This window comes from bacterium (assembly GCA_019637795.1).
Classification (GTDB): domain Bacteria; phylum Desulfobacterota; class Binatia; order HRBIN30; family CADEER01; genus JAHBUY01.
This window is the reverse complement of the sequence record JAHBUY010000003.1, coordinates 711,919-733,614: the sequence shown is the minus strand read 5'-3', so window position 1 is coordinate 733,614 and position 21,696 is coordinate 711,919. Positions and strand designations below refer to the sequence as shown.

13 protein-coding genes are annotated in these 21,696 nt (G+C 72.2%); 5 read left to right on the top strand and 8 right to left on the bottom strand.

Features of this window, described 5'->3' with window-relative positions; genetic code table 11:
- Positions 1 to 49: 49 nt before the first annotated feature.
- The 3 genes from KF840_13100 (at position 50) to rssA (ending at position 6,952) form a co-directional block, all read left to right on the top strand.
- Entirely contained in the window at positions 50 to 3,370 is a 3,321-nt protein-coding gene (locus KF840_13100) for a hypothetical protein (protein MBX3025838.1), read from the top strand.
- A 5-nt stretch (positions 3,371 to 3,375) separates the two neighbouring features.
- Positions 3,376 to 5,589 (top strand): pentapeptide repeat-containing protein, encoded by a 2,214-nt coding sequence (locus KF840_13095; protein ID MBX3025837.1) that lies wholly within the window; start codon positions 3,376 to 3,378, stop codon positions 5,587 to 5,589.
- A gap of 463 nt (positions 5,590 to 6,052) precedes the next feature.
- Positions 6,053 to 6,952, top strand: coding sequence for a patatin-like phospholipase RssA (gene rssA / locus KF840_13090; GenBank protein MBX3025836.1), 900 nt, complete (start codon positions 6,053 to 6,055; stop codon positions 6,950 to 6,952).
- Positions 6,953 to 6,990: 38 nt separating this feature from the next.
- Here rssA and KF840_13085 read toward each other — a convergent pair whose 3' ends face one another.
- From KF840_13085 to KF840_13075, 3 genes are all read right to left on the bottom strand, one after another.
- Positions 6,991 to 8,040, bottom strand: coding sequence for a calcium/sodium antiporter (locus KF840_13085; protein ID MBX3025835.1), 1,050 nt, complete (start codon positions 8,038 to 8,040; stop codon positions 6,991 to 6,993).
- Positions 8,041 to 8,064: 24 nt separating this feature from the next.
- Positions 8,065 to 8,346 carry a hypothetical protein gene (locus KF840_13080; GenBank protein MBX3025834.1) on the bottom strand — a complete coding sequence of 94 codons (282 nt, stop codon included), beginning with the start codon at positions 8,344 to 8,346 and terminating at the stop codon, positions 8,065 to 8,067.
- Between the two features lie 868 nt (positions 8,347 to 9,214).
- Entirely contained in the window at positions 9,215 to 10,195 is a 981-nt protein-coding gene (locus KF840_13075) for a hypothetical protein (protein ID MBX3025833.1), read from the bottom strand.
- Between the two features lie 1,072 nt (positions 10,196 to 11,267).
- Between KF840_13075 and KF840_13070 the strand changes: the two genes are divergently transcribed.
- Positions 11,268 to 13,451, top strand: a complete 2,184-nt coding sequence (locus tag KF840_13070; protein MBX3025832.1) for a hypothetical protein — start codon at positions 11,268 to 11,270, stop codon at positions 13,449 to 13,451.
- A gap of 602 nt (positions 13,452 to 14,053) precedes the next feature.
- Here KF840_13070 and KF840_13065 read toward each other — a convergent pair.
- A complete protein-coding gene (locus KF840_13065) occupies positions 14,054 to 14,533 on the bottom strand; it encodes an META domain-containing protein (protein MBX3025831.1) in 480 nt (159 codons plus the stop codon).
- Between the two features lie 14 nt (positions 14,534 to 14,547).
- Complete coding sequence (locus KF840_13060) at positions 14,548 to 16,641, bottom strand: CBS domain-containing protein (protein ID MBX3025830.1); 2,094 nt, start codon at positions 16,639 to 16,641, stop codon at positions 14,548 to 14,550.
- Positions 16,642 to 16,862: 221 nt separating this feature from the next.
- On the opposite strand from KF840_13060, the gene KF840_13055 reads away from it, so the two are divergent.
- Positions 16,863 to 17,999 (top strand): glycosyltransferase, encoded by a 1,137-nt coding sequence (locus tag KF840_13055; protein MBX3025829.1) that lies wholly within the window; start codon positions 16,863 to 16,865, stop codon positions 17,997 to 17,999.
- A 45-nt stretch (positions 18,000 to 18,044) separates the two neighbouring features.
- Here KF840_13055 and KF840_13050 read toward each other — a convergent pair whose 3' ends face one another.
- From KF840_13050 to KF840_13040, 3 genes are all read right to left on the bottom strand, one after another.
- The gene (locus KF840_13050) at positions 18,045 to 18,257 is read right to left on the bottom strand and encodes a dodecin domain-containing protein (protein ID MBX3025828.1); all 213 of its coding nucleotides are present in this window, start codon (positions 18,255 to 18,257) and stop codon (positions 18,045 to 18,047) included.
- Positions 18,258 to 18,397: 140 nt separating this feature from the next.
- Entirely contained in the window at positions 18,398 to 19,591 is a 1,194-nt protein-coding gene (locus KF840_13045) for a glycosyltransferase (protein MBX3025827.1), read from the bottom strand.
- Positions 19,592 to 19,623: 32 nt separating this feature from the next.
- A complete protein-coding gene (locus tag KF840_13040; GenBank protein ID MBX3025826.1) occupies positions 19,624 to 21,459 on the bottom strand; it encodes an ABC transporter ATP-binding protein in 1,836 nt (611 codons plus the stop codon).
- Between the last annotated feature and the right edge of the window lie 237 nt (positions 21,460 to 21,696).

The window sequence follows — 21,696 nt, the reverse complement described above, 5'->3', positions numbered from 1 at the left end:
GTCGCGCTGAGCTGATCGATGCCCGCGAGGCTGCGGCGGAAGGAGGAACATGGGATCGACGCGACGAACAATCCGCCGCGCCGCCGAGCGCGCCACCGGCGAACGGGCGCAGCGCGAGCTGAGTCGGCGACGGTTTCTGGCCGAAGCGACGCTGGCCGGCGCGGCGCTGACCGTTCCGGGGTGGCTGGCGGGCTGCGGGTCCGACGACCACGGCGCCGTGCGGCCGACCGCGACGCCGAGCCTCACGCCGCCCCCGTCGCCGACGCGCACGCCGGTGCCGGCGCGGCCGCGCGAGCGGCGCACCTTGCACTTCGACTTCTCGCTCGCGCCGTTGCGCGACCTGCGCCTGATCGCGGTGATGAGTGAGTCGAACCGCGCGGCGATCGTCGCCCACACCGCCGAGTCGCGCGCCGCCGCGCGGCAGGGCGATCCGATGCTCGGCGCCGTGCCGGACGAGCGGCTGACGCACTACGTCGCCGACGTCGACCTGCCGGCGGACGCGCTGCAGTTGCTGATGGTGACCGGGGTCGACGCCGACGGCCGGGACGCGCTGGCGGCGCTCTACGTGCACATTCCAGCGTCCGCGCGTCCGGCCGCGGCGCCGCGCACCGTCGCGGCGCCTGCCGGGTCGGGACTGCAGAATCTGGTCATCGGCATCCCCGGCTACATCACGCCGTGGGACACCGCGGTGTCGCTCGTCTTCCACGGCCAGGAGATCATGAATCTCGACGTCGCGCAGGGCGCGGCGATCCTGAACATGATCGAGAGCGCGCCGTGCGGCGCCGCGGACCCGAGTTGCACGCCGTACCTCGCCACCCTGGCCTTCGACATCGCCGCCGCGTGGCCGGCGAAGACGACCGGCGGCTGGGCGACCCTGGTGCAGGTGACCGATCCGAACGGCAAGCCGGTGACCGACGACCAGGGCAACCCGGCCTATCGCTACGATCCCGACGACGCCGTCTCGCAGAGCGTCACGTCGGTGGCGCAGCAGATCAAGCAGGCCATCTTCGACGATGATAGGTTCGAGGGCACCAACTGGCACCCCACCAGCGGGATCACCGAGATCGACGCATCGGGATCGGACGCGCCGGGCGCGGCCGCCGCGGCGCCGTTCTCGGTGACGGCGGAATATCCGCCGGGCACCGGCGTCCACGGCGTGAAGTTCGTCGCCGCCACCGTCGTCGACGCCGCCACCCGCACCGTCGAGTTGCAGTTCCGCAACGACTACATCCGCTACCTGTCGGCCTATGTGGGGTTCGCCAACGAGTCGGGCGATCTGCCGGTGCAGAACCCGACCAGCGACGACACCAGCCGCGCCACGTACCTCGCCTGGATCAACAGCAACTTCACCGTGCTCGGCATTCCGCGCATCGGCGACGACGTTCCCCTCTCCAGCGTGCGCTTCGAGGTGCCGGCGGACGCGTCAATCGCCAAGGTCTACTTCGGCAGTCTCGGCGTCGGCGGCGCGGCCTTCTGCCCCGAGGCGGTCGGCGGCTCGATCCTGACGCTGATCTTCAACATCGGCATTCCGTCGATGATGCTGATCGCCGGCGTCGCCGTGAGCGCCAACATGCTCAGCAAGCTGTCGGGCCAGTTCGGCGTCGGCATCGTGCAGATTCTCAAGGCGTCGCTGCCGCTCATCCTCGGCCTCGCCGGCCCCGACCTCGCCAACGGCATTTTCGGCTCGGCCAACTCGCACAGCGCGAAGGAGGCGCTGATCAGTCTCGGCAATGCCGTGCTGAGCGCTTTCTTCGCCACCGGCGAAGGCGCCGCCGTGCTCGCCTACATCATCGCCAGCGCCATCGCCACCAACGTCGTCGAGTTCACCGGTCCGCTCGGGCTCGCCTTCCGCATCGTCGCCGTCGCCGCCGACGTGGCGACCATCGGCCAGAGCGTCGGCGAGGTGTTCGCCAGCCCGGCGCTGTTCACCAACAAGCTGACCTTGACGATGAACACGACGGTGATCCTCAACCGCGACCCGGCCGACTTCGAGTTCCCGGCGACGGCGCGCGCGTACGAGGTCACCCTGACCTACGATGCGGACTCGAAGGTGACCTTCAAGCGCACCGGCGCGATCGCGCCGGGCCAGGCCGATCCGATCCCGGTGATGTTCGACGGCGTGCCGTCCGGCGGCAACGTCACGGTCGACGTGTTCCTGACCAGCGCCAGCGGCTGCGTCGTCGGCGTGTGCACCGGCGCCAGCGGCGCGCCCGGCCCGTACGGTCCGGTGCCGGCGACGCAGGGCGAGATCAACATCACCATCAAGGAGCTGTTGATCCCGCTCACGTCGGCGACGCAGTACGCGCACGAGCTGAAGCTCGAGTACCAGGACGGCCAGCACGCGTGGGTCGAGACCGCGGCGCCGACCGCCACCATCGCCAGCTTGATGAAGGGGAGCGGCGACGCGCTCAACGACGTCACCGGCATCACCATCAGCCAGCGCACCGGCGCGGCCGGCTACGCCTACGAGGCGGGCGGGCAGGGAGTGCCGTTCTGCGGCGAGGGCAACGGCGGCATCATGCACATGATCCAGAACGTGTCGCTGGCGATCGATCCCGATTCAGGCCTGAAGCAACTGTCGTGCGGCCTGCAGCAGACCATCACCGCGGTCTACGACAAGGTCGGTCCCGCCGGCGGCAGCCGCAACTTCTTCCTCCAGCCGACCCAGCAGGGCTTCTATCTGCAGTCGGTGACGGTCGACGACGACTCCCCCTACAACCTCGACAACCCCCTCACCTGGGGCATCTTCGCCTACGCGCTCGATTCGCTGGTCGTCATGCCGAGCGGCCATGTCGTCGGCGTCGACCGCCAGAACCACAAGATGGAGATCCTCGAGCTCCCCGCCGCGCCGGACGATCCGAACACGGCGCCGCAGGCCGTGCCGTTCTCGTATTCGAAGATGGGCTTCGGCAGGCGGCCCGGCCTGCTCGACGCGCCGGTGGCGGTGACCGTGTTCCGCTCGACGATTCTGATTCTGGAGAACGGCAATCAGCGCATCCAGGCGGTCGACGTGTCGGGCAATCCGGTGGCCCGCTTTCAGGGCGGCACCACCAACATCGTCGAGCTGGAGCGGGGCGCCGGCATCGTCTACCTGGATCTCGGCGTCGAGGGCCTCGGCTACATGTACGTGCTGTCGTACGTGAACGACGGCGCCACGGCGGCGGACTACCGGCTCGATCTCTACGATCCGGCGGGTAACTTCCTGGTGCGCACGACCGGCGTGGCCGCGGCGCGCCTGGCGGTCGACACCTTCCGCAACGTGTACACGCTCAACTACGAGACCATCGCCGGCGCGCCGCGCGTCGAGCCCTCGCTGTCGCACTGGATTCCGGTGACGCCCGGCGGCTGTCCCGCGCTGCCCGTCGCATGAGTCGCGTGTCGATGCGTCGCGCGCTGCCGATCGCGTTCGCCGCCCTGACCCTGCTCGTCGCCGCGTGCGGCGGCGGCGGCTCGAAGGCGTCGAGCGGCGCGCCCGCCGCGCCGCCGCCCGGCGGCATCTCCGAAGCCTACCTGCTGCGGCACCCGCATCAGGCGCTGAACGCCACGCACACGGTCCTGCTCGACCTCGAAGCCGACGCCGCGATGTCGCCGGACACCGGCACCATCGAGGGCGTCGACGAGGTGCCCTACTACTTCGCCCGGCCGACGCGGCTGACCCTGGCGGTCGACGACTCGTTCGCGGCCGCCCCGACCCTGACGTTGCTGAACGAGATGGGCGCCACGGTCATGCAGGTCGGCGGCGCGCCGCGCGCGCAGACCGCGACCGTCTCCGGCGCGCTCACGCTCCAGGTCCGCCACCCGCGCGCCGGCGTGCCGGGGGCCGCGCCGCAGCCCGTGTTCCTGCGGCCGACGATCGGCGGCGCGGACGGCCCCAATCCGGCCGACGTCGAACGCCTGGAAGCCGGGGAGGATTGTGTCGGCTGCGACCTGCGCGGTCTCGTCATGGAGGGCTTTCTGGAGCTGCGGAACCTCGACCTCAGTACGTCCGACTTCACCGGCGCGTCGCTGAGCAGCGGCGTCTTCTTCTACGCCGACACGATGACCGGCGTGATCTTCGATCACGCCAGCTTCGACAGCGTGCTCTTCGGCAGCTCGGTCCTGACCGGCGCCAGCTTCAAGGGCGCGCGGTTCCTGCCGGCTGCTGGCGCGACGTGCCAGGGGCCGAGCTGCCGCACCCACAAGGATCTCGAGCCGAGCGGCTGCTGCGTCATCCACTGCAACACCACCTTCGCCAACGGACTGACGCCGATGGCGCTCGACCGGGCCGACTTCAGCGGCGCGACCTTCGCCAGCGCCTGCCTGGGCACCGCGACGCTGCAGGGGGCCTCGTTCGCCGGCGCGACGTTCGACTACGCGTCGAGCGCCTCGGCCGACTTCGCCGGCAGCGATCTGCGCGGCGCGGTTTTCGACGGCACCGACGTGATGGGGCGCGACGCGTCCGGCGAGCCGGCGGCGGACGGCGCCCCGGCGAGCTTCGCCGGCGCGACGCTGTCGGACGCCACGACCGGCGCGACCTTCAACGGCGTCGACCTCACCGGCATCGACTTCGCCGGCACGGATCTGCGCCAGGCGTCGTTCGCCAACAGCACGCTGACCGGCACCACCAACTTCGCCGGCGCCAACTTCTCCGGCAGCAACTTCGACGGCATCGATCTGTCACGGGTCGACCTGTCGGGCGCGACGCTCTCGTCGACCACCAGCTTCGCCGGCGCCACGCTGTCGGACGGCACCGCGCACGGCGTCAATCTCGCCTGCCTGCCGAGCGGCACCGGCGGCTGCCAGTTCCCGCAGCGGACGACGCAATTCAAGGGCGTCGACCTGTCGTACGCCAACCTGAACGGCGCCGGCCTCGAGGAAGCCGACTTGAGCGGCACCATCCTCGACAACGCCGAGCTGATCGGCGCGCGGCTCAATCTCGCCAGCCTCAAGAACGCCTCGCTGCGCGGCCTCGTCGCCGGCGTGCAGCCGGGCAGCAGCGGCCAGGTCACGCAGCTCGGCGGCGCGTACATGGTCAACGCCGACCTGACCGACGCCGACCTGCGCAGCGCCGATCTCTCCGGCGCGCATCTCTACGGCAGCGCGCAACTGGTGCGCACGCAGCTCGACGCCGCCGATCTCAGCAACGCCATCTGCGCCGGCGCCGCCTTCAGCGGCAGCCTCACCGACACCGTGTTCGACAACGCCGTGCTGGTCAACGCCACCTTCAACGGCGCCGACCTCACCAACGCCAAGCTCGACACCGCCTACCTCCAGGGCGCCGACTTCTCCTCCGCCAGCAGCGTTCTCGGCGCCACCCTGCGCAACGCCGCCGTCGCCACCGCCCCCGGCACCTGGACCTTCACGGAGCAGAACGGCCAACCGTTCAGCTTCGAGTACGGCGCCACCGCCCTCGGCGCCTTCACCACCGACGCCACCGTCATCTGCCCCGACAATGCCAACGGCCCCTGCGACACCGCGGCGTCGCTGGTCCCGGTCGAGAACGGCCCCTTTCCCCCGCAGCCGCCCTGCGTCCCGAGCTACGAGTTCTGCTACGAGAACTGCCTCGACCCACCGGTCTTCGACGTGAAGCCGCCGCAGTGCGGCGGGTAGCCGCTGCGCCGGCGCGCGCTGGCTCGCCCTGGCGGGCGGGCGGCGCGTGTCAGGGGCGCGGGGGCGGCGGCACAGCTTGCCAGGGTCGCCAATGGCCACGCGCGGTGGCGCGCCGGTCGGCCTGGTCGACGCACCCGGCGCACGCGCCCGCCGCGGTCCGGGGCCGGAGCAGGGCGCGCTCGAGGGGGCCGACGTGCCCTCGCACCCCGATCTCGAACGCCGGCAGGCGATGCGCACCCATGGGCAGGTCCTCCGCGGGCGCACGCCGGCTGGGCGCGCCGAAGGAGGAGGGGCGGTGGCCGCGTCCGCGCACCCCGTCGGCGTGCGGGGCGATCACGGCGGCACCGCTCCCGCAGCGAGTGCCTGCGGCATGCGGGCTGGAGCAGTACCAGGCCATGGCAAGGTGGAGTGCGCTGCGAGGACGTGGCGCCGTGATCCCCACGTTCTGATAGACGGTACGGACATGACTGCGCCGCACAGGCCGTGCATCGGGCTCGCACTGGGGAGCGGGTCGGCGCGGGGGTGGGCTCACATCGGCGTCATCCGCGCGCTCGAGCGGGCGGGCATCCAGCCGCAGATCGTGTGCGGGACGTCGATCGGTGCACTGGTCGGTGCGGCCTACGCGGCGGGAGATCTGGATCGACTGGAGCGCTGGGTCCTCGAACAGCGCGTCAGTGACGTGCTCGGGCTACTCGACGTCGGCCTCGGTGGTGGAGTGCTGAGAGGCGATCGCCTCACCCGGTTCTTTCGCCGACATTTCACGGACCGTCCGATCGATGAGCTGCGGGTGCCGTTCGCCGCCGTCGCAACGTGTCTACGGACGGGGGCAGAAGTCTGGCTGCGGCGCGGCTCGTCCGTCGACGCCGTGCGCGCTTCGGCAGCGCTGCCCGGGCTGTTTGCCCCGGTGCGCTGGGAGGGAACGCTCCTCGTCGACGGCGGACTCGTCAACCCGGTGCCGGTGTCGGTCGCGCGCGCCATGGGCGCGGATATCGTGATCGCGGTCGACCTCGGATCCGACATCCTCGGCCGTCGCTTTCGCGCCGCCTCGCAACCCAGCGCGCCACCCGGCGGCGTCGAGAAGTGGATGCGCAAGCTGCAGGAGAACCTCCGCGCCCTCGCACCCGCGGCGTCGTCCGACGAACCGGTGATGCCCTCGATGCTGGACGTGCTCACCACGTGCATGGACATCGTGCAGGTCCGGATTGCGCGCAGCCGCATGGCCGGCGAGCCGCCGGAGGTGGTTGTCGCCCCCCGGCTGGCGCACCTTCGCCTGCTCGATTTCCACCGTGGAAAGGAAGCGATGGAGGAAGGCCATCGCGCGGTGGAGCGGGTCGCGCAGAGTCTTGCTGCGCTCAACGGTTAGACGGCGCGTGATTCGCCGCGAGTCGCGAGCTGGCGAGCTCAGGCGGGGCGCCGCTCGCGCAGGAAGACGACCCCCAGGGTGAGGACGGTCAGCGGCAGGGCGAAGGCGAGCATGGCGCCGCTGAAGGCCGGCAGGGCATCGTGCCGGGAGGCGGCGAGGATCAGGTAGGTCGTGTACGCGAGGTAGTAGGCGAAGAAGATGCCGCCCTCGAGGCGGCTGATGCGGTGGCCGCTGACGAAGATCGGCAGGCAGGCGACGGCCGTGGCGACCATCACTGGCAGGTCGAAGGTGCGCAGCGATGGCGCCACCGCGAGATCGCCGGCGACCACTGCCGCGGCGCCGAGGATGCCGAGCAGATTGAAGATGCAGCTCCCGACCGCGTTGCCGACGGCGATGTCGCGCTCGCCGCGCAGGCTGGCGACCACCGAGGTGGCCACCTCGGGCAGCGAGGTGCCGGCCGCCACCACCGTCAGGCCGACCACCAGCTCGCTGATGCCGGCGGCGTGGGCGAGCGCCACCGCCCCCTCCACCAGCCAGCGGGCGCCGAGCACCAGCATGGCCAGTCCGGCGCCGATCCACAGGAGGTGCGCGGCGGTCGAGCCGCCCGGCGCGGCGTCGAGTTGGACCGCGGCGCCGGCGCGCCGGCCGAGAACGACCGAGTACCAGACGTAGCCGGCCAGGCCGGCGAGCAGCAGCAGCCCCTCTCCGCGGCCGAGGTGGCCGCCGAGGCCGAGCAGCAGGACCAGCAGCGAGACGCCGATCATCACCGGGACGTCCCACCACACCAATTGCGCCGAGACCCGCAGCGGCACCACCAGGGCGCACAGGCCGAGCAGGAAGAGCACGTTGAAGACGTTGCTGCCGACGACGTTGCCGAGCGCGATGTCGCCCTGGCCGTTCCGGGCCGCGGCGACGCTCACCGCCAGCTCGGGGGAGCTGGTGCCCGCCGCCACCACCGTCAGGCCGATCACCAGCGGCGACAGCCCGATCGCCAGGGCCAGGCGCGAGGCGCCGCGCACCAGCGCCTCGGCGCCGGCGATCAGCAGCACGAGACCGACGAGGAAACGGACCAACAGCTCGGCGTCCACGCGCGGCTCGTCACTGCCCCTCGATCAGCGGCAGGAGCTGGGCGACGTCGATGGTGCGCGCCTTCGATTCGACCTCGCGTCGGAGCGGACCAGGTCCTCGATGGTCAGCCCGAACAGCGGTGCCCCGAATGACTGCACGGCGCGCAGCGCGCGCTCGGCATTGTCGGGTGTCGGACGCACCCAGATGTCGATGTCGCCGGTGGCGCGGGGCAGGCCGTGCGCCGCCATGGCGTAGGCACCGACGACGAGAAACTCAACGCCCGCCGCGGACAACGCGGCCAACATCTCGGCGAAGTCGCGGTTCATCGTTCGTCCCCGTCTGAAAAGCCCACGCTTGGAGCGTGATCGGCCACACCAACGCCAATGCGTGCCGCCGGCGTCAAGCCCGCGACGTAGTCGTCATCTGGTTCCTCGCCGAGTCAGAACAGGCGAGTCCGAAGGTGGGCGCGGTCCATGCCGGGGACCATAGCCGCAAAGGCCTCCGCCCGCGACCAGATTGCCCGGGATGGCGAGGCACGAAGGGGTGAGGACAAGTCCGAATCGGCCGCGACTCGCGAGACGTCCGGTCGGGGGCCGGGTGGATCTTGAACAATTCCTGGAGGACTCGCGCCGCGGGTCGAGGGTGATGGACGGACCACGGGGAACTTTCATGCGTTGATCCGCAGAGGCGGTCGGTTCTCGCGCGTTCTCGGCTGGGGCGTCCTCGTCCTCGCCGCGGGGGCGCCCTCGCCGCGGGTGGCGAATGCCGCGTGCATAACGTCGCCGTTGCCGTTGGAACCGGAGTCGCAACGTTGCGGTGGTGTTGCGAACGCGGGCGCGCGGTCGAGCGGCGCGATCAGGGGCGCATGGGCCCGGCAGCTTGCCAGGGTCGCCAATGGCCACGCGCGGTGGCGTGCGGGTCGGCCTGGTCGACACCCGGCGCAGACACCCGCCACAGTCCGGGGCGCGCGAGCCGTTGGCGGGCGTGTGAGCGCTCGACCGAAGCCGGCGAGCTGTCCGGGAGGAAGACCACATTGGCGTCGTGGTCGTAGCACGGAGCCCATCGATCGTGCGCCGTGCGCGCGGAGGCGAGTCGGTCAGGTTTGTTGAGACCGCGCATTCCCCTGGACTCGGGTTGCCAACCACGGGCGTTCAGCCCGCCACGCGGGGGTTGGCATCTCCACCCACTCGACTGTCAGGGCACGCAACGGAGCCGCGAATGACGCCGCGTGCAATTCGTCAACTGGTCTGCCCCGACGTTCCCGTTCACACGGTCCTCGATCTCGATGCCGAGCGGGCCCGTCGCGCTCGCGGGGAGGTCGGTCGCCGTGACGCGGAGCCTCCAATCGTCCGCCGCTGCCGGCCGTTGCAGGCGCAGGCGAAGCGAGTGGTCGGCGTTGGTGCAGCGGACCTTGGTTTGGCTGGAGTTTGCTTCGCAAGAAACCAGCACCGCGGTCCGGGTCGTCGCCCCGACCGTCAGCGTGACATGGGTCACGGAGCCGATTCCCGCCAAGGTCCCGTGCAGGCGGGCGCGTCCGTGGGCGTTGACGCGCCCCAGCGAGAGCTCGAACGCGACGAGACACGTCTGAGCCGGATCGTAGTAGGCCGGACAGTCGTCGGCTGCGTCGCAGATTCCGTCTCCATCCCCGTCCACCAGCGTACACATCGAGGAGCAGCAGCCGTCGACGCCGTTGGCGATGCCGTCGTCGCAGAGCTCGTCGGGATCGAGCTGGCCATCACCACATAGCGTCGGCGTCAGCCGCGTGCCCGCGACCGGGTACACGAACCCGAACCACGGAAAATGCTGGACGTCGACCGGCGGAGTGATCTTGAAGATCCAATCGACGACGGTGGCGGAGAGATGGTCGCTGTCGCTGGCCGTGCCGTTCATCGTTCTGCCGGTGGGCGACGGCGGATATGGTGTTCCGTCGGGGAGGGCGCCGCCCGGCCTCGGCGGTGCTTCGAGCATGAACGTGCCCGTGACCGGATCGATCGCCCCGCTGAAGTCCCAGATCGTGAGTGACGTTCCGAACTGGACGGCGTCGACGGTGATGATGTCGAATCCGGTGTCGAGTCTCCAGGATCCGGTGAGATCGACGTCGCCTCGTGCAGGGCTTCCCCCGACCACGGCGATCACCGCCAGCAGCAGGGGAGTGACATACGTGCGTCCCGCCATCGCGACCCCCTGTCCGTCTTTCGCATCCGTACCAAGTGTCGGCGCCGAGCGTCAATGCTCGACCAGAGCACGATCCGATGACGGGCCGCGACCGCTGACGACGGTAGGGGCGGCTCGTCATCGGATCGGCTTCTTTGGCGTACCCAGACCGACTGAACTCCGAAACACTGCGGGCGGGATGGAGGTCGAAGTCATGGCGACCGAGTTGGCGGTGCGCGCTCTGCAATTATTGACGCCGCCGCTCTCTCCCTAAGACGGTTGCCATGACGACCACGCCATCGCCCCGCCTGAACCAGGAGGTGCGGCCCTCGCGCCAGCACTACGTTAATCCTGCTGCCCACTTGGGCGGGGTGGTTGTTCGATTTCTACGACCTGATCCTCTACTCGTTCCCGCTGGTTCCCATCTCGCACGATCTGCATGTCAGCCGGGAGGAATCGGGAGTAAGCAATGTCAGCAAAGCTGGCTACATCATGCAGTGAAGTGCGTGTTGAACGCCCGGCGGCGGGGCGTTTGCTCGTGAACCTGACTACCGGGGATGCAGGCAAGGGCGCCTTGTGCCGTGTCGAAGGAGCTCACGCGGTCGGGTTGGACGTGCATCCAGGAAACCTGGCACGTGAGTGCAGTCTGGGCTGCTGATGCGGAAAGGATATTCGTGATCCGCTGCGCCTAGGCAGATCGAACGCGAGAAGCAGCAGGAGACGGGGCAGGTGCGCGATCGATCCAGTCGCGGCGCGAGATCCCCGACGGCGGGCGGAGCGCGCCGTCGGGGGTCAGGTCGCGACTACGGGCGCGTCGGCAGGTGGGGCTCGACCTGCGAGTCGCGCACCACCGGCTCCCTCCACGGTGACGTCCACGAGCCGCAGGGCCTGCTCGGGGCGGTCGGGAAGCCGTGAGCCGCGAGTCCAGCCAGGGTCACTCCCGACAGCCGAGCGGCGTGCTCCTCCCCCGTGCCCAACCCGTGCCGCACCCATCGGGGCGGGAGCTCGGGGGACCGGGTCATGGACTTCTCGTCGCCAGTCCGCGTATGCCCGACGCATGGCGGCATGGAAACGGGCTGGGATCGGTTTTGCGGTGAGTCTGCTCGCGGCGCGGGTGGAGGCGGGACCGATCGATTCGCTCCACAACTACGAGACGCTGCCCCTGATGAGGGACGGCGCCTTTCCGACGGGCATCGTCGTGACGCCCAATGGTCAGGTCTGGTTCTGCGAGTCGCAGCGAAGCGCCATCGGTCGCTATACGCCCGGCGTCGGGTTCGCGGAATTCCCGACGCCGTCGAGCCTCAACACGCAGCCGGGTTTCATGGCGCGCGGCGCGGACGGCAACATCTGGTTCACCGAGTACAACGCGCACGCGATCGGGCGCATCACGCCGAACGGGACGATCACCGAGTTTCCGCTGCCGGGCGAGTTCACGGCGCCGCTCGATATCACCAGCGGACCCGACGGCAACATCTGGTTCACCGAGGCGCCGGCCAGCCGCGGCATCGACTTCGGCATGATCGGCCGCATCACGCCGTCGGGCACCATCAGCGAGTTCGTCCTCGATCGGCCGGTGCTCGGCATCACGCGCGGCCCGGACAACGCCCTGTGGTTCGCGACGCGCGGCGGCCGCTTCAACGGCCCCGCCGGCGAGGTCCTTCCGACCATCGGCGGCATCGGCCGCATGGCGACCAACGGGCAGAGCACGATCCGCGACGTCGACGGCGAGCCGCTGTCCCTCACCACCGGTGCGGACGGCGCGCTGTGGTTCACCAACATCAACGGCCAGTACCTGATCGGGCGCTACGCCACCGACGGCACGCTGACCAAATTCGATCGGCCGATCGCCCCCACCGGCGGCGGCGAGCCGATCGCGGGAACGCCCGAACGCATCATCCGCGGCCCGGACGACAACCTGTGGTTCACCAACTTCGACGGCGGCATCTGGCGCATCAATCAGGCCGGCACACTGGACGAGATTCTGCCGCTGCGCGACGAAGACCACGCCGAGGACATCACCGTCGGCACCGACGGGAAGCTGTGGTTCACCCAGCCCTACGTCGACGCGATCGGGCACCTCGACGCGCTCGCCTTCGCCAGCCTCAATATCGCCAACGGCGGCCCGCTGGCGCTGGCGCGCGGCGCCGACGACAGCATCTGGTTTGTCGACGCGGTGCGCTCGAGCATCGGCCGCATCGGCCCGCAGGGCGGTCTGCTGCAGTACGAGCTCGGCGCGGGCCACTTCCCGGTCGCGGTGGCGGTCGGACCCGACGGCACCGCCTGGTTCACCGATATCGAGCAGGACACCATCGGCCACATCACCGCCGACGGCGAGGTGATCTACTTCTCCATTCAGCCGAAGCCCAGCAACCCGCAGGACATCGTGCTCGGGCCCGACGGTAACTTCTGGTTCACCGAGTATGACGCGGGCAGCATCGGCCGCATCACGCCGATGGGCGTGATCAAGCACTTTCCGATCGCGCCGGCCGCCGGCCTCGGCGGCCCGCGCATCGCCGTCGACGTCAGCCAGCCGCAGAGCCTCGCGGTCGGTCCCGACGGCAACCTCTGGTTCACCGATCCGGGCCTCAACACGATCGGCCGCATGACCACCAGCGGTGCTGTGGTGGAGTTCTCCATCCCCTCACCCGGCGCCGATCCCTCCGGCATCGCCGCCGGCGCCGACGGCAACCTCTACTTCACCGAGGCCGAGCCCGGCCGCATCGCGCGCATCACCACCGCCGGCGTCATCACCGAGCTTGGCACGGCCGACCCGGACGCGTTCCCGCTCTACATCACGCTCGGGCCGGACGGCGCCATGTGGTGGACCGAGAGCGACGCCAACCGCCTCGGCCGCCTGGCGCGCGACGGACGCATCACCAAGTTCGACCTGGACCCCGACACCTATCCCGCCGGCATCGTCGGCCGCAGCGACGGCCGCCTGTACATCGCCATGCTGAACGCCGCCCGCATCGACTCCACCTACCTGGCCGCGTCCGAGCCGACCCGCACCGCGACGCGCACCCCGACGCCGACGCTGACCGTGCCGCCCGGCTCGACCGCCACCGCGACCCGGACCGCTGGCAGTCTCGGCTGCGCCGGCGATTGCGACCGCAGCGGCGCGGTGTCGATCAACGAGCTCATCGCCGCCGTGAACGTCGCCCTCGGCAATGCCGCGTACGACACCTGCGTCAACGCCGACGCCGACGGCTCCGGCGAGGTGCAGATCAACGACCTGATCGCGGCGGTGAACGCCGCCCTGCAGGGCTGCGGGGCGTGATCGGCGCCGCGCTGTGGCGCGAGGACGAGTCTTGGCCGTCCGTGAGCGGAGGCTCCCGCGGCCAGGGTTCGGGTCCGAACGGATCAGCCACAACCGGCGAGCGCACTGCTCACGGTCGGTGCTCGCGACGGTGACGGGCTCGAGGTGACCGAGACGGTCGTCGTCGCGGTGAGGATGGGGGTCGAGGTCGCCGCGGCGGTCGGCGTCGCAGTACGGCTGGCGCAACGGGATCGACCGCGCCGCGGATCGCCGGGTACCGCGCGATGGCGGCCGGGGCGCGCCGTCGCCGCGTGCGCCGGGCCTCAGCTCTGCGTCACATGCTCGATCGTGCCCTCGGCATCGATATCGAAGGTGCCGGTCGGCGTCTGACCGAAGCTGACGATCGGAGCCGGGACCATCGAGGCGACGAGGATCGACTGCTCGACGCCTGGCCCGGCATCGCGGTGACCGAAGGAACCCTCAACAAGTCGATCGGCGAGCTGCGCGATGCCCTGGGCGACGATCGCCGCAATCCCCGCTTCATCGAAACCGTCGCGCGGCGCGGCTGCCGCTGGCTCGGGCAGCCCGCGGACGTGGACGCTGGCGCGGCGGTCAGGTCGCGACTACGGGCGCGTCGGCAGGTGGGGCTCGACCTGCGAGTAGCGCACCACCGGCTGCCGGGCGTCGTCGAGCAGGATCAGCCGGTCGTTCTCGCGTTGCCAGCCGGTGGCGCGCGCCAGGGCGGCGAGGTAGCGGCGTTCCTGGTCCATCAGCGCCGGGGCGCAGGCGCGGCGGGTGGTGGCGAGCGGGCCGATACGGATGCCGGCGCCGTCCTCGGTCAGCGGTCCGCTGAAGCGGTTGCAGCCGGTGTCGCCGTCGACCTGGGTGGCGGCGGCGAAGCGCAGGGTCGAGTGGGAACCCTCGGCGACGCCGGCGCCGCCGACGTCCTCGGCCAGCCATTCGGTGCCGAGCAGGTCGTGCGCCGACACCGGACGCGTCGCCGGCGCCGGCGGCCGCGTCGCGCAGGCGGCGAGCGCCACTGCCAGGGCGGCGCCCCAGCCGATGGCGCGCATCGCCTGCCGTGTCCGCCGCGCCGCGTCCACGTTCGGCCCCTCCTTCACACCAGCGCCAGGGCGGCGCGCACCACGTCGCCGGCGCCGGCGGCGTGGCGCAGCAGGGCGTCGAGCTCGGCGCGGGTGGGAGCATCCAGGCGCGCCGGTTCGACGAGCAGTGACGGCACGCCGCCGGCCGCGGCGTCCGCGTCCTGCTGCGCCAGCGCCAGCTCGAGCAGCCGCGCGTGCGCCGCCGTCAGATCGTCGACGGTGGCGCGCGACATGCCGGTGAGGGATGCCGCGTCGGCGAAGCGCCTGGCGGTCGGCCGGGTGGCGAGATGCGAGGCGACGGCCAGGGCGCGCGCCGCCGACTCGAAAGCGCCGAGCGCCGGTCCGAGGTCGATGCGCCGCCCGTCGACCGCCGCCGCCGGCCGCCCGGGCGGCAGCAGCGCCCGCACCAGCGATGCGCTGCTGCCGGCGATGGCGACCGCCAGGTCGCGCAGCTCGTCGGCGAGCTCGCCGTCGCCGTGCGCGACGGTGAAGTCGAGCAGGGCCGCCGCCGCCGCCGCGTCGGGCGCGTCACCGGCCCACGCGGCCAGTTGGTGGCGCCAGTCGGCGAGGCTGCGGCACCAGGCGGGGTCGGCGGCGCGCGGGACGGTGTCGCCGCCCAGCGCGTCGGCTTCGGCGAGCACCTCGGCGAGCTGTCCGGCGAAGGCGGCGAACCACGCCGCCTCCGCACCGCCGGCGCTGCCGCTGGCGTAGACGATGGCGTGCGCCAGCTCGGGCGCCAACAGGCACTCGCCGCGCCCGAGGCGGGCGAGCGCCAGCAGCGCGTAGGGCACCGGCGGGCGGCCGTCGCCACGGCTCTCCATGCGCTTCTCCGCCTGCATCGCGGCGCGCGCGAGGAGCTCGCGCAGGTCGACGCTGATCACCGCCGCGATCTCGTCGGCCGGGACGCCGTCGGCGCGCAGCGCCCGCACCAGGTCGGGCAGCGCGGCGCGCGCCGCCGCCAGCTCGCGCGGCGAGCGCGCAGCGGAGAGCCGGTCATCGAGCGCCAGGGCATCGGCGGCCGGTCCGGCGAGCAGGTCGCGCAGCGACAGCACGCCGAGGCCGCGGTCGCCGGCGTCGGTGACCGCCAGGTGGCGGATGCCGAGTCGCTGCATGCGCGCCATCGCCCGGTGCAGCAGCGCGTCCGGCGGCAGGGCGCTCACCGGCGCGCTCATCACCGCCTCCAGCTTGCGCGTCAGCGCCGCGGCGCCGTCGGCGGCGACGGCGCGCAGCAGGTCGCGGCCGGTGACGATGCCGTCGACGCGGCCGCTCGCCGGGTCGCCGGCGAGCAGCGCGCCGCAGTCCTCGGCGAGCAGGCGCGCGATCGCCTCGGCGATGGTCGCCGCCGGCGGCACGATCGGCGCCGGCCGCATCACGTCGGCGATGCGATGGCGGTAGGGGATGGCGTCGAGGCGCGCCAGCGTCGCCGCGTCGCTGCTCGACTCCCCGTTCGCGAGCGCCTCGACCGAGGTGGCGTCGTACCAGCCTTCGGCGACCTGGCGGGAGCGGATCCGCGTCTGCGCGTTGGCGCGCGCTTCGGCGTCGGCGATCGTCGACACGCCGGCGGCGGCGAGGCGCGGCAGCAGGCGGACGAAGATCTCGGCGGTGACCAGGGCGTCGGCGAGGGCGCGATGGCGATCGCCGATCCGCACCCCGAGCCGTTCCGCCAGGGCGTCGAGCCCGAGCTCGCCCGCCTCGGGATCGAGCGCGGCGGCGAGCAGCTTGGTGTCGAGGAAGCGCGGCGGCTCCCAGCGCTGGCCGAGGCGGCGCGTCTCGCGCAGCAGCACCGCCAGGTCGAAGCCGATGCTCTGGCCGATCAGCACCGCGTCGCCGCGGAAGCGGTCGAAGGCGGTCTTGACGGTGGCGAAGGGCGGGGCCGCGGCGACCATGGCGTCGGTGATGCCGTGGATGGCCGTGGAGGCAGGGGGGATCGGCCCGCCGGGGTTGACCAGCGCGTCGAACGTCTGCTCGGCCAACACGCGCCCGGCGGCGACGCGCACGGCGCTGATCTGGACGATGCGCGCCTGGGCGACGTCCAGGCCGGTGGTTTCGGTGTCGAGGACCACCGCGTCCATGCGATCGAGGGCGGTGAGACGGCTGGGGCGCGGCATGGGCGGCCGGCATCATGACAGGGCGGATCGCAGGCGGCCAGGGCCGCCGCCCTCCCGGTGCCCCCTGGCTTGTAGTCGCGCCGGCAATTCGGAATGCTTGTCCGGCGTGGAATTCCCTGCGACAAACCCCGGTGGGCGCGCCGCGGGCGCCGCCCGCGAAAGGAGTCCTCGGGGTGAGCGGGCTGCCGGATGCGCGGCCGGGTGGCGGCGGGGGTAGGTGTATGCGGATCGCGTTCGTCACCGACACATACGAAGACGGCATCTCGGGCGGCGCGGTCACCGGGGTGCGCTTCGTCGAGGCGCTGCGCCGCCGCCACGAGGTCACCGTCGTCGCCACGGGCGCCCCGGCCCCCGGCAAGGTGTGCGTGCCCGGGTTCCAGGTGCCCATCCGCGCCATGCGTGAGAACCGCATCACCTTCGGCTGGCCGTCGCGCGACATCCTGGAGCGCGTCTTCGCCAGCGTCGACCTGGTGCACGTCCAGTTTCCCTTCTACTTCGGCATGGCGGCGGTGAAGATCGCCCGACGGATGGGGGTGCCGCTGGTCACCGCCTTTCACGTCCAGCCCGAGAATTTCGTCTACAACATCGGCATCCGCTCACCGCGCATCGTCGCCTGGATGCACCGCTGGTGGATCCGGCGCTTCTTCGAGCCCTCGGACGCCGTGGTCGTGCCATCGCCGTTCGCGGCCGAGCGGCTGCGGCAGTATGGCCTGACGACGCCGACCTGGGTGATCTCCAATGGCGCCCATGTGACGCCGCGGCCGCGCGCGCCGCGGCGCGAGCGCCGCCCGCCGCCCTACCTGCTGCTGTGCGTCGGCCGCCTGGCGCCGGAGAAGCGGCAGGACGTGATCATCGATGCGGTGGCGCGCTGCCGGCATCGCGAGCAGGTCCGGTTGGTGGTCGCCGGCGCCGGCCACCTCGAGGCGCGCCTGCGGGCGCGCGCCGCCAAGCGCGGACTGCCGGTGGAGTTCGGCTACGTGAGCGACGAACGCCTGCAGCAGCTCTACGACGAGGCGACGCTGTTCATCCACGCCGGCGAGGTCGAGCTCGAGGGCATGGCGGTGGTCGACGCCATGGCCGCCGGCCTGCCGGTGCTGGTCGCCGATGCGCCCGACAGCGCCTCGCGCGCGTTCGCGTCGGGGCCCGAGTTCCGCTTCCGCCCGGGCGACGTGGACGACCTCGCGGCGCACATCGATGCGCTGCTCGACGCCCCGGCGCTGCTCGCCGCCGGCGCCCGCCGCAGCCTCGAGCGCGCCAGCCAGCACGAATTCCAACGCTCCGCCCGCACCCTCGAGCAGCTCTACGAGACGGTGCTGGCGCAGTCGCGCTCGGGCGCGTCGCGGCGCGGCGCCGCGTAGGCGGCCCCGGGCGGGCGAGCGGCGGCGGGGCTCGCTCGCCCCGCGTCAGCGGTCCTCGTATTTGAACGAGACCCGCACCTTGGCGCGGAACACGGCGACCTTGCCCTTCTCCAGCGCCATGTCGAGCTCGACGACCTCGGCGACGCGCAGGTCGCGCAGCGTCTTCGACGCCCGCTTCACCGCCGCCGTCGCGGCCTTCTCCCACGATTCGGTGCTGGTGCCCACCAGTTCGATGACCTTGTAGACGCTTTCCGCCATGGCCGGTCTCCTTCGCGCAGGAGCGCGGGCCTCCTGTGCGCGTGGTCTGCGTGGTGCACCTTCCTTACCACGGTGGCACGGTCCGTCCAGCCGGCGATGTCGGCAGGTGCCGCGGCGAGCGCGCAGCGGCCGCGAGGGCCTCAGCAGTCGGAGGCAGGCGATTCCTCGCCGCGCCGCACGGTGGCGTCGGCGCCGGTCGCGGCGGTGCGGCGGGGCGAGATCGGCATCGCCCGCGGGGTCATCAGCACCGAGACCCAGAGCAGGCCGACCAGGCGCACCGCGGCGAGGCCCAGCCGCATCCGCGAGACGCCGAGCGCGGCCAGCGTGCGCGAGGCGAAGAGCGCCGCGGCGATCGGCAGCACGAAGGCCGCGCCAGCGAGCAGCGGCCAGGTCCAGTGTCCGGCGGCGAGCAGCGCCAGCCCCAGCAGCAGCAGACCGCCGGCGATGAAGGGCGAGACCATGAAGTGGAAGAGGCGGACGGCGCGGGCCAGGCGCCAGCCGTTCACCCCGTGCGCCGGCAGCGGCGCGACCAGCGCGCCGAGGTAGCCGGCGCCGCGGCGGCGGCGGAAACTGACGAACTCGGCGAGGGTGTGGGGGACGCGCGTCTCGACCGCGCCGGCGGCGCGGCACAGGCGCACGCCGTGGCCGTGCGCGCCGGCGGCGAGCGCGAAGAGGACGTCGTCGGCGCCCTCGGCGCGTGGCGCGGCGAGCACGACCGAGCGGCGCACGGCGTAACAGACACCGGAGACGATCGCCGCCGACAGCGCCTCGCCCTCGAGCCACCACAACGAGTTCAGGAACCACCAGTAGACGCGCTCCTCGAGCAGGTCCGTCCCCGGCCGCACCCGCGCGCCGACCACCGCGGTGGACGGGTCGCTCACCAGCAGCTCGACCAGGGCGCGGACGCAGCCGGGATCGAGCGCGGTGTCGGCGTCGGTGGTGACCACCAACTCCTCGTCGACCTGCTCGAGGGCGAAGCGTAGCTGCTCCAGCTTGGTCTGCGTCTGCGGGGGGCGCAGGAGCTCGATCGGCACGCCGGCCGCCCGCGCCGCCTCGATGCGGGCCACGGTGCCGTCGGTCGACCCGCCGTCGACGATCACCAGGCGCAGCCGTCCCGCCGGGTAGTCGCAGCGCGCCAGCTCGGCGAGCTTGGCGTCGATGTCGTCGATCTCGTTCAGCGTCGCCATCAGCACGGCGATCGGCGGCAGCTCGCTCACCGGCTGGCGCCGCCAGTGGCGGTGGCCGGCCAGGGCGAGGAGCGCCAGCAGGTAGCCGAAGACCGACAGCCAGAGCAGCGCGGCGGCGACGAGAAAAATGGTCAGCAGGGCGGTCATGGTGGCGGTGCCGATGGCGATGCCATCCGCGCTCAACCCGCGGCCCGCAGGCCGGTGCGCTCGTGCAGACTGTAGAGCGTGGCGTAGTGGCCGGCGCGGGCGAGCAACTCGGCGTGCGTTCCGGCCTCGACCACGCGGCCCTTGTCGAGCACGACGATGCGGTGCGCCATGCTGACGGTGGAGAAGCGGTGCGAGACGATGATCGTCGTCCGCCCCTCGGCGAGGGTGCGGAACTGCTCGAACAGGGCGTGCTCGGCGCGCGCGTCGAGGTTCGAGGTCGGCTCGTCGAGGATGAGCAGCGCCGCGTCGCGGGCGAAGGCGCGCGCCACCGCCAGCTTCTGCCACTGGCCGGCGGACAGGTCGGCCTCGCCGAACAGGCGCCCGAGATGGGTGTCGTAGCCGCGCGGCAGGCGGGCGAGCAGCGCCTCGACGCCGGCGGTGCGGGCGATGGCGGCGACCGCGTCGCGGTCCGCCAGCAGCCGCTCCCAGTCGCCGTACGCGATGTTGTCGCCGGCGCTCGCCTCGTAGCGGCCGAAGCCCTGGAAGACGAAGGCGATGCGCCGCTGCAGGGCGTCGCGCGAGAGGTCGCGCAGATCGCGGCCGTCGAACAGGATGCTCCCCTGGTCGGGGTCGTAGAGCCGCGCCAGCAGCTTCACCAGCGTCGTCTTGCCGGCGCCGTTCTCGCCGACCAGCGCGACGGTCTCGCCGGGCGCGATGCGCAGGTCGATGCCGCACAGCGCCGGCTCGCCGGCGCCGGGGTAGGTGAAGTGGACGTCGCGCAGCTCCAGCCCGACGCGGCTGGTCGCCGGCGGCGCCGCGGTCGGCGCGGCGTCGCGCCGCGGGCGCGCGGCGAGGAAGTCGATGACGTCGCCGACGTACAGCGTCTCGCCGATCGCCTGGGTCGCGAACTGCACGAACGACTCGAGCGTTTGCCGCATGCGGGCGCTGGCGGCGCCGAAGATCGCCAGGTCGCCGACGCTGAGCCCGCCGTGCAGCGCCCGCCAGCAGACGTGGACGAAGGCGGCGTAGATCGCCGCCGTGGCGATGGTGACGAAGCCGGCGCCGCGCCAGAAGCCGCGCCGCGCCAGGATCCAGTCCTGGGTCCGGAACTCCTCCATCAGGGCGCGGAAGCGGCGCGTCAGCAGCGGCGCCAGGCGCAGCAACTGCACCTCGGCGGCCGAGGCGGCGCTGGTCAGCGTGCCGACGAAGTACTGCGTCCAGCGCCGCTTGGCGGTGCGCGAGCGCTCGAGCGCGTGCTGTTCGCTGGTGAGGCGCGCCTGCGACCACAGGTACGGCACGGCGAGCACCAGCACCACTGCGACCACCCAGGGCTCGATGACCACCAGGATGGCGACCAGCGAGGCGATCTGCAGCGCATTGCTGGCCGCCGAGATGGCGTTGGTGAGGAAGGTGGTGACGTGGCCCGCCGGGTCGTCCTTGGCGCGCTGCAGCGCGTCCTGGGCGCGCGGATCCTCGAGGAAAGCGAGCTCGAGCGCCGCCGCGTGCGACATCACCTCGCTGGTCAGCCGGGTGGCGAGCTGATCGCGCAGGCGCTGGCGCAGCAGCGGTCCGGCGAGCCCGGCGAGCCCCTCGAGGACGGTGAGAACGAAGCCGAACAGCAGCCACGGCAGCACCGGCCCGAGCGCCGGCGCGCCGGCGTGCAGGCCGCCGACGGCGCCGTTGACGATCCCGCGGGCGCTCAGCGCCAGGCCGGCCGGGATGAGGCCGCGAACCAGCGACACCGTGGTGACGCCGGCGAGCAGCCCCGGACCCGTCGTCCAGGCCGCGCGCAACGCCCACACCGCACTGCGCCGCAGCGCCTGGACGCGCTGCTCGAGCGCCGAGGGAAGCAAACGCGAGCCGATCATCAGCCGCATCGCGCTATCCCGTATGCTCCCGGCGCGCAAGCCGGATTGCCGCGAAGCGCGCAGTCGGATCACCTGCCTGTCGTTCGTAGTGTGCGGCGGGCGGAGCGTGTCTCCGCGGCCGCGCGCGACGGCCACGCAGCCACGCCGCCAGCAGTCGCAGACGCCACCTGCGGCCACCCGCGGCGGCCCGCGGCGGGTGCGGTTGGCGGTCCCCGTTCCTTGCGCGCCGCGGGGCGA

Excerpts from the sequence above, each read along its gene's own strand:
- KF840_13050 (MBX3025828.1), bottom strand. The coding sequence starts at position 18,257 with ATGGCGGAAAGCGTCTACAAGGTCATCGAACTGGTGGGCACCAGCACC.
- KF840_13100 (MBX3025838.1), top strand. The coding sequence starts at position 50 with ATGGGATCGACGCGACGAACAATCCGCCGCGCCGCCGAGCGCGCCACC.
- KF840_13060 (MBX3025830.1), bottom strand. The coding sequence starts at position 16,641 with ATGCCGCGCCCCAGCCGTCTCACCGCCCTCGATCGCATGGACGCGGTG.
- rssA (MBX3025836.1), top strand. The coding sequence starts at position 6,053 with ATGACTGCGCCGCACAGGCCGTGCATCGGGCTCGCACTGGGGAGCGGG.
- KF840_13040 (MBX3025826.1), bottom strand. The coding sequence starts at position 21,459 with ATGATCGGCTCGCGTTTGCTTCCCTCGGCGCTCGAGCAGCGCGTCCAG.
- KF840_13080 (MBX3025834.1), bottom strand. The coding sequence starts at position 8,346 with ATGAACCGCGACTTCGCCGAGATGTTGGCCGCGTTGTCCGCGGCGGGC.
- KF840_13075 (MBX3025833.1), bottom strand. The coding sequence starts at position 10,195 with ATGGCGGGACGCACGTATGTCACTCCCCTGCTGCTGGCGGTGATCGCC.
- KF840_13055 (MBX3025829.1), top strand. The coding sequence starts at position 16,863 with ATGCGGATCGCGTTCGTCACCGACACATACGAAGACGGCATCTCGGGC.
- KF840_13045 (MBX3025827.1), bottom strand. The coding sequence starts at position 19,591 with ATGACCGCCCTGCTGACCATTTTTCTCGTCGCCGCCGCGCTGCTCTGG.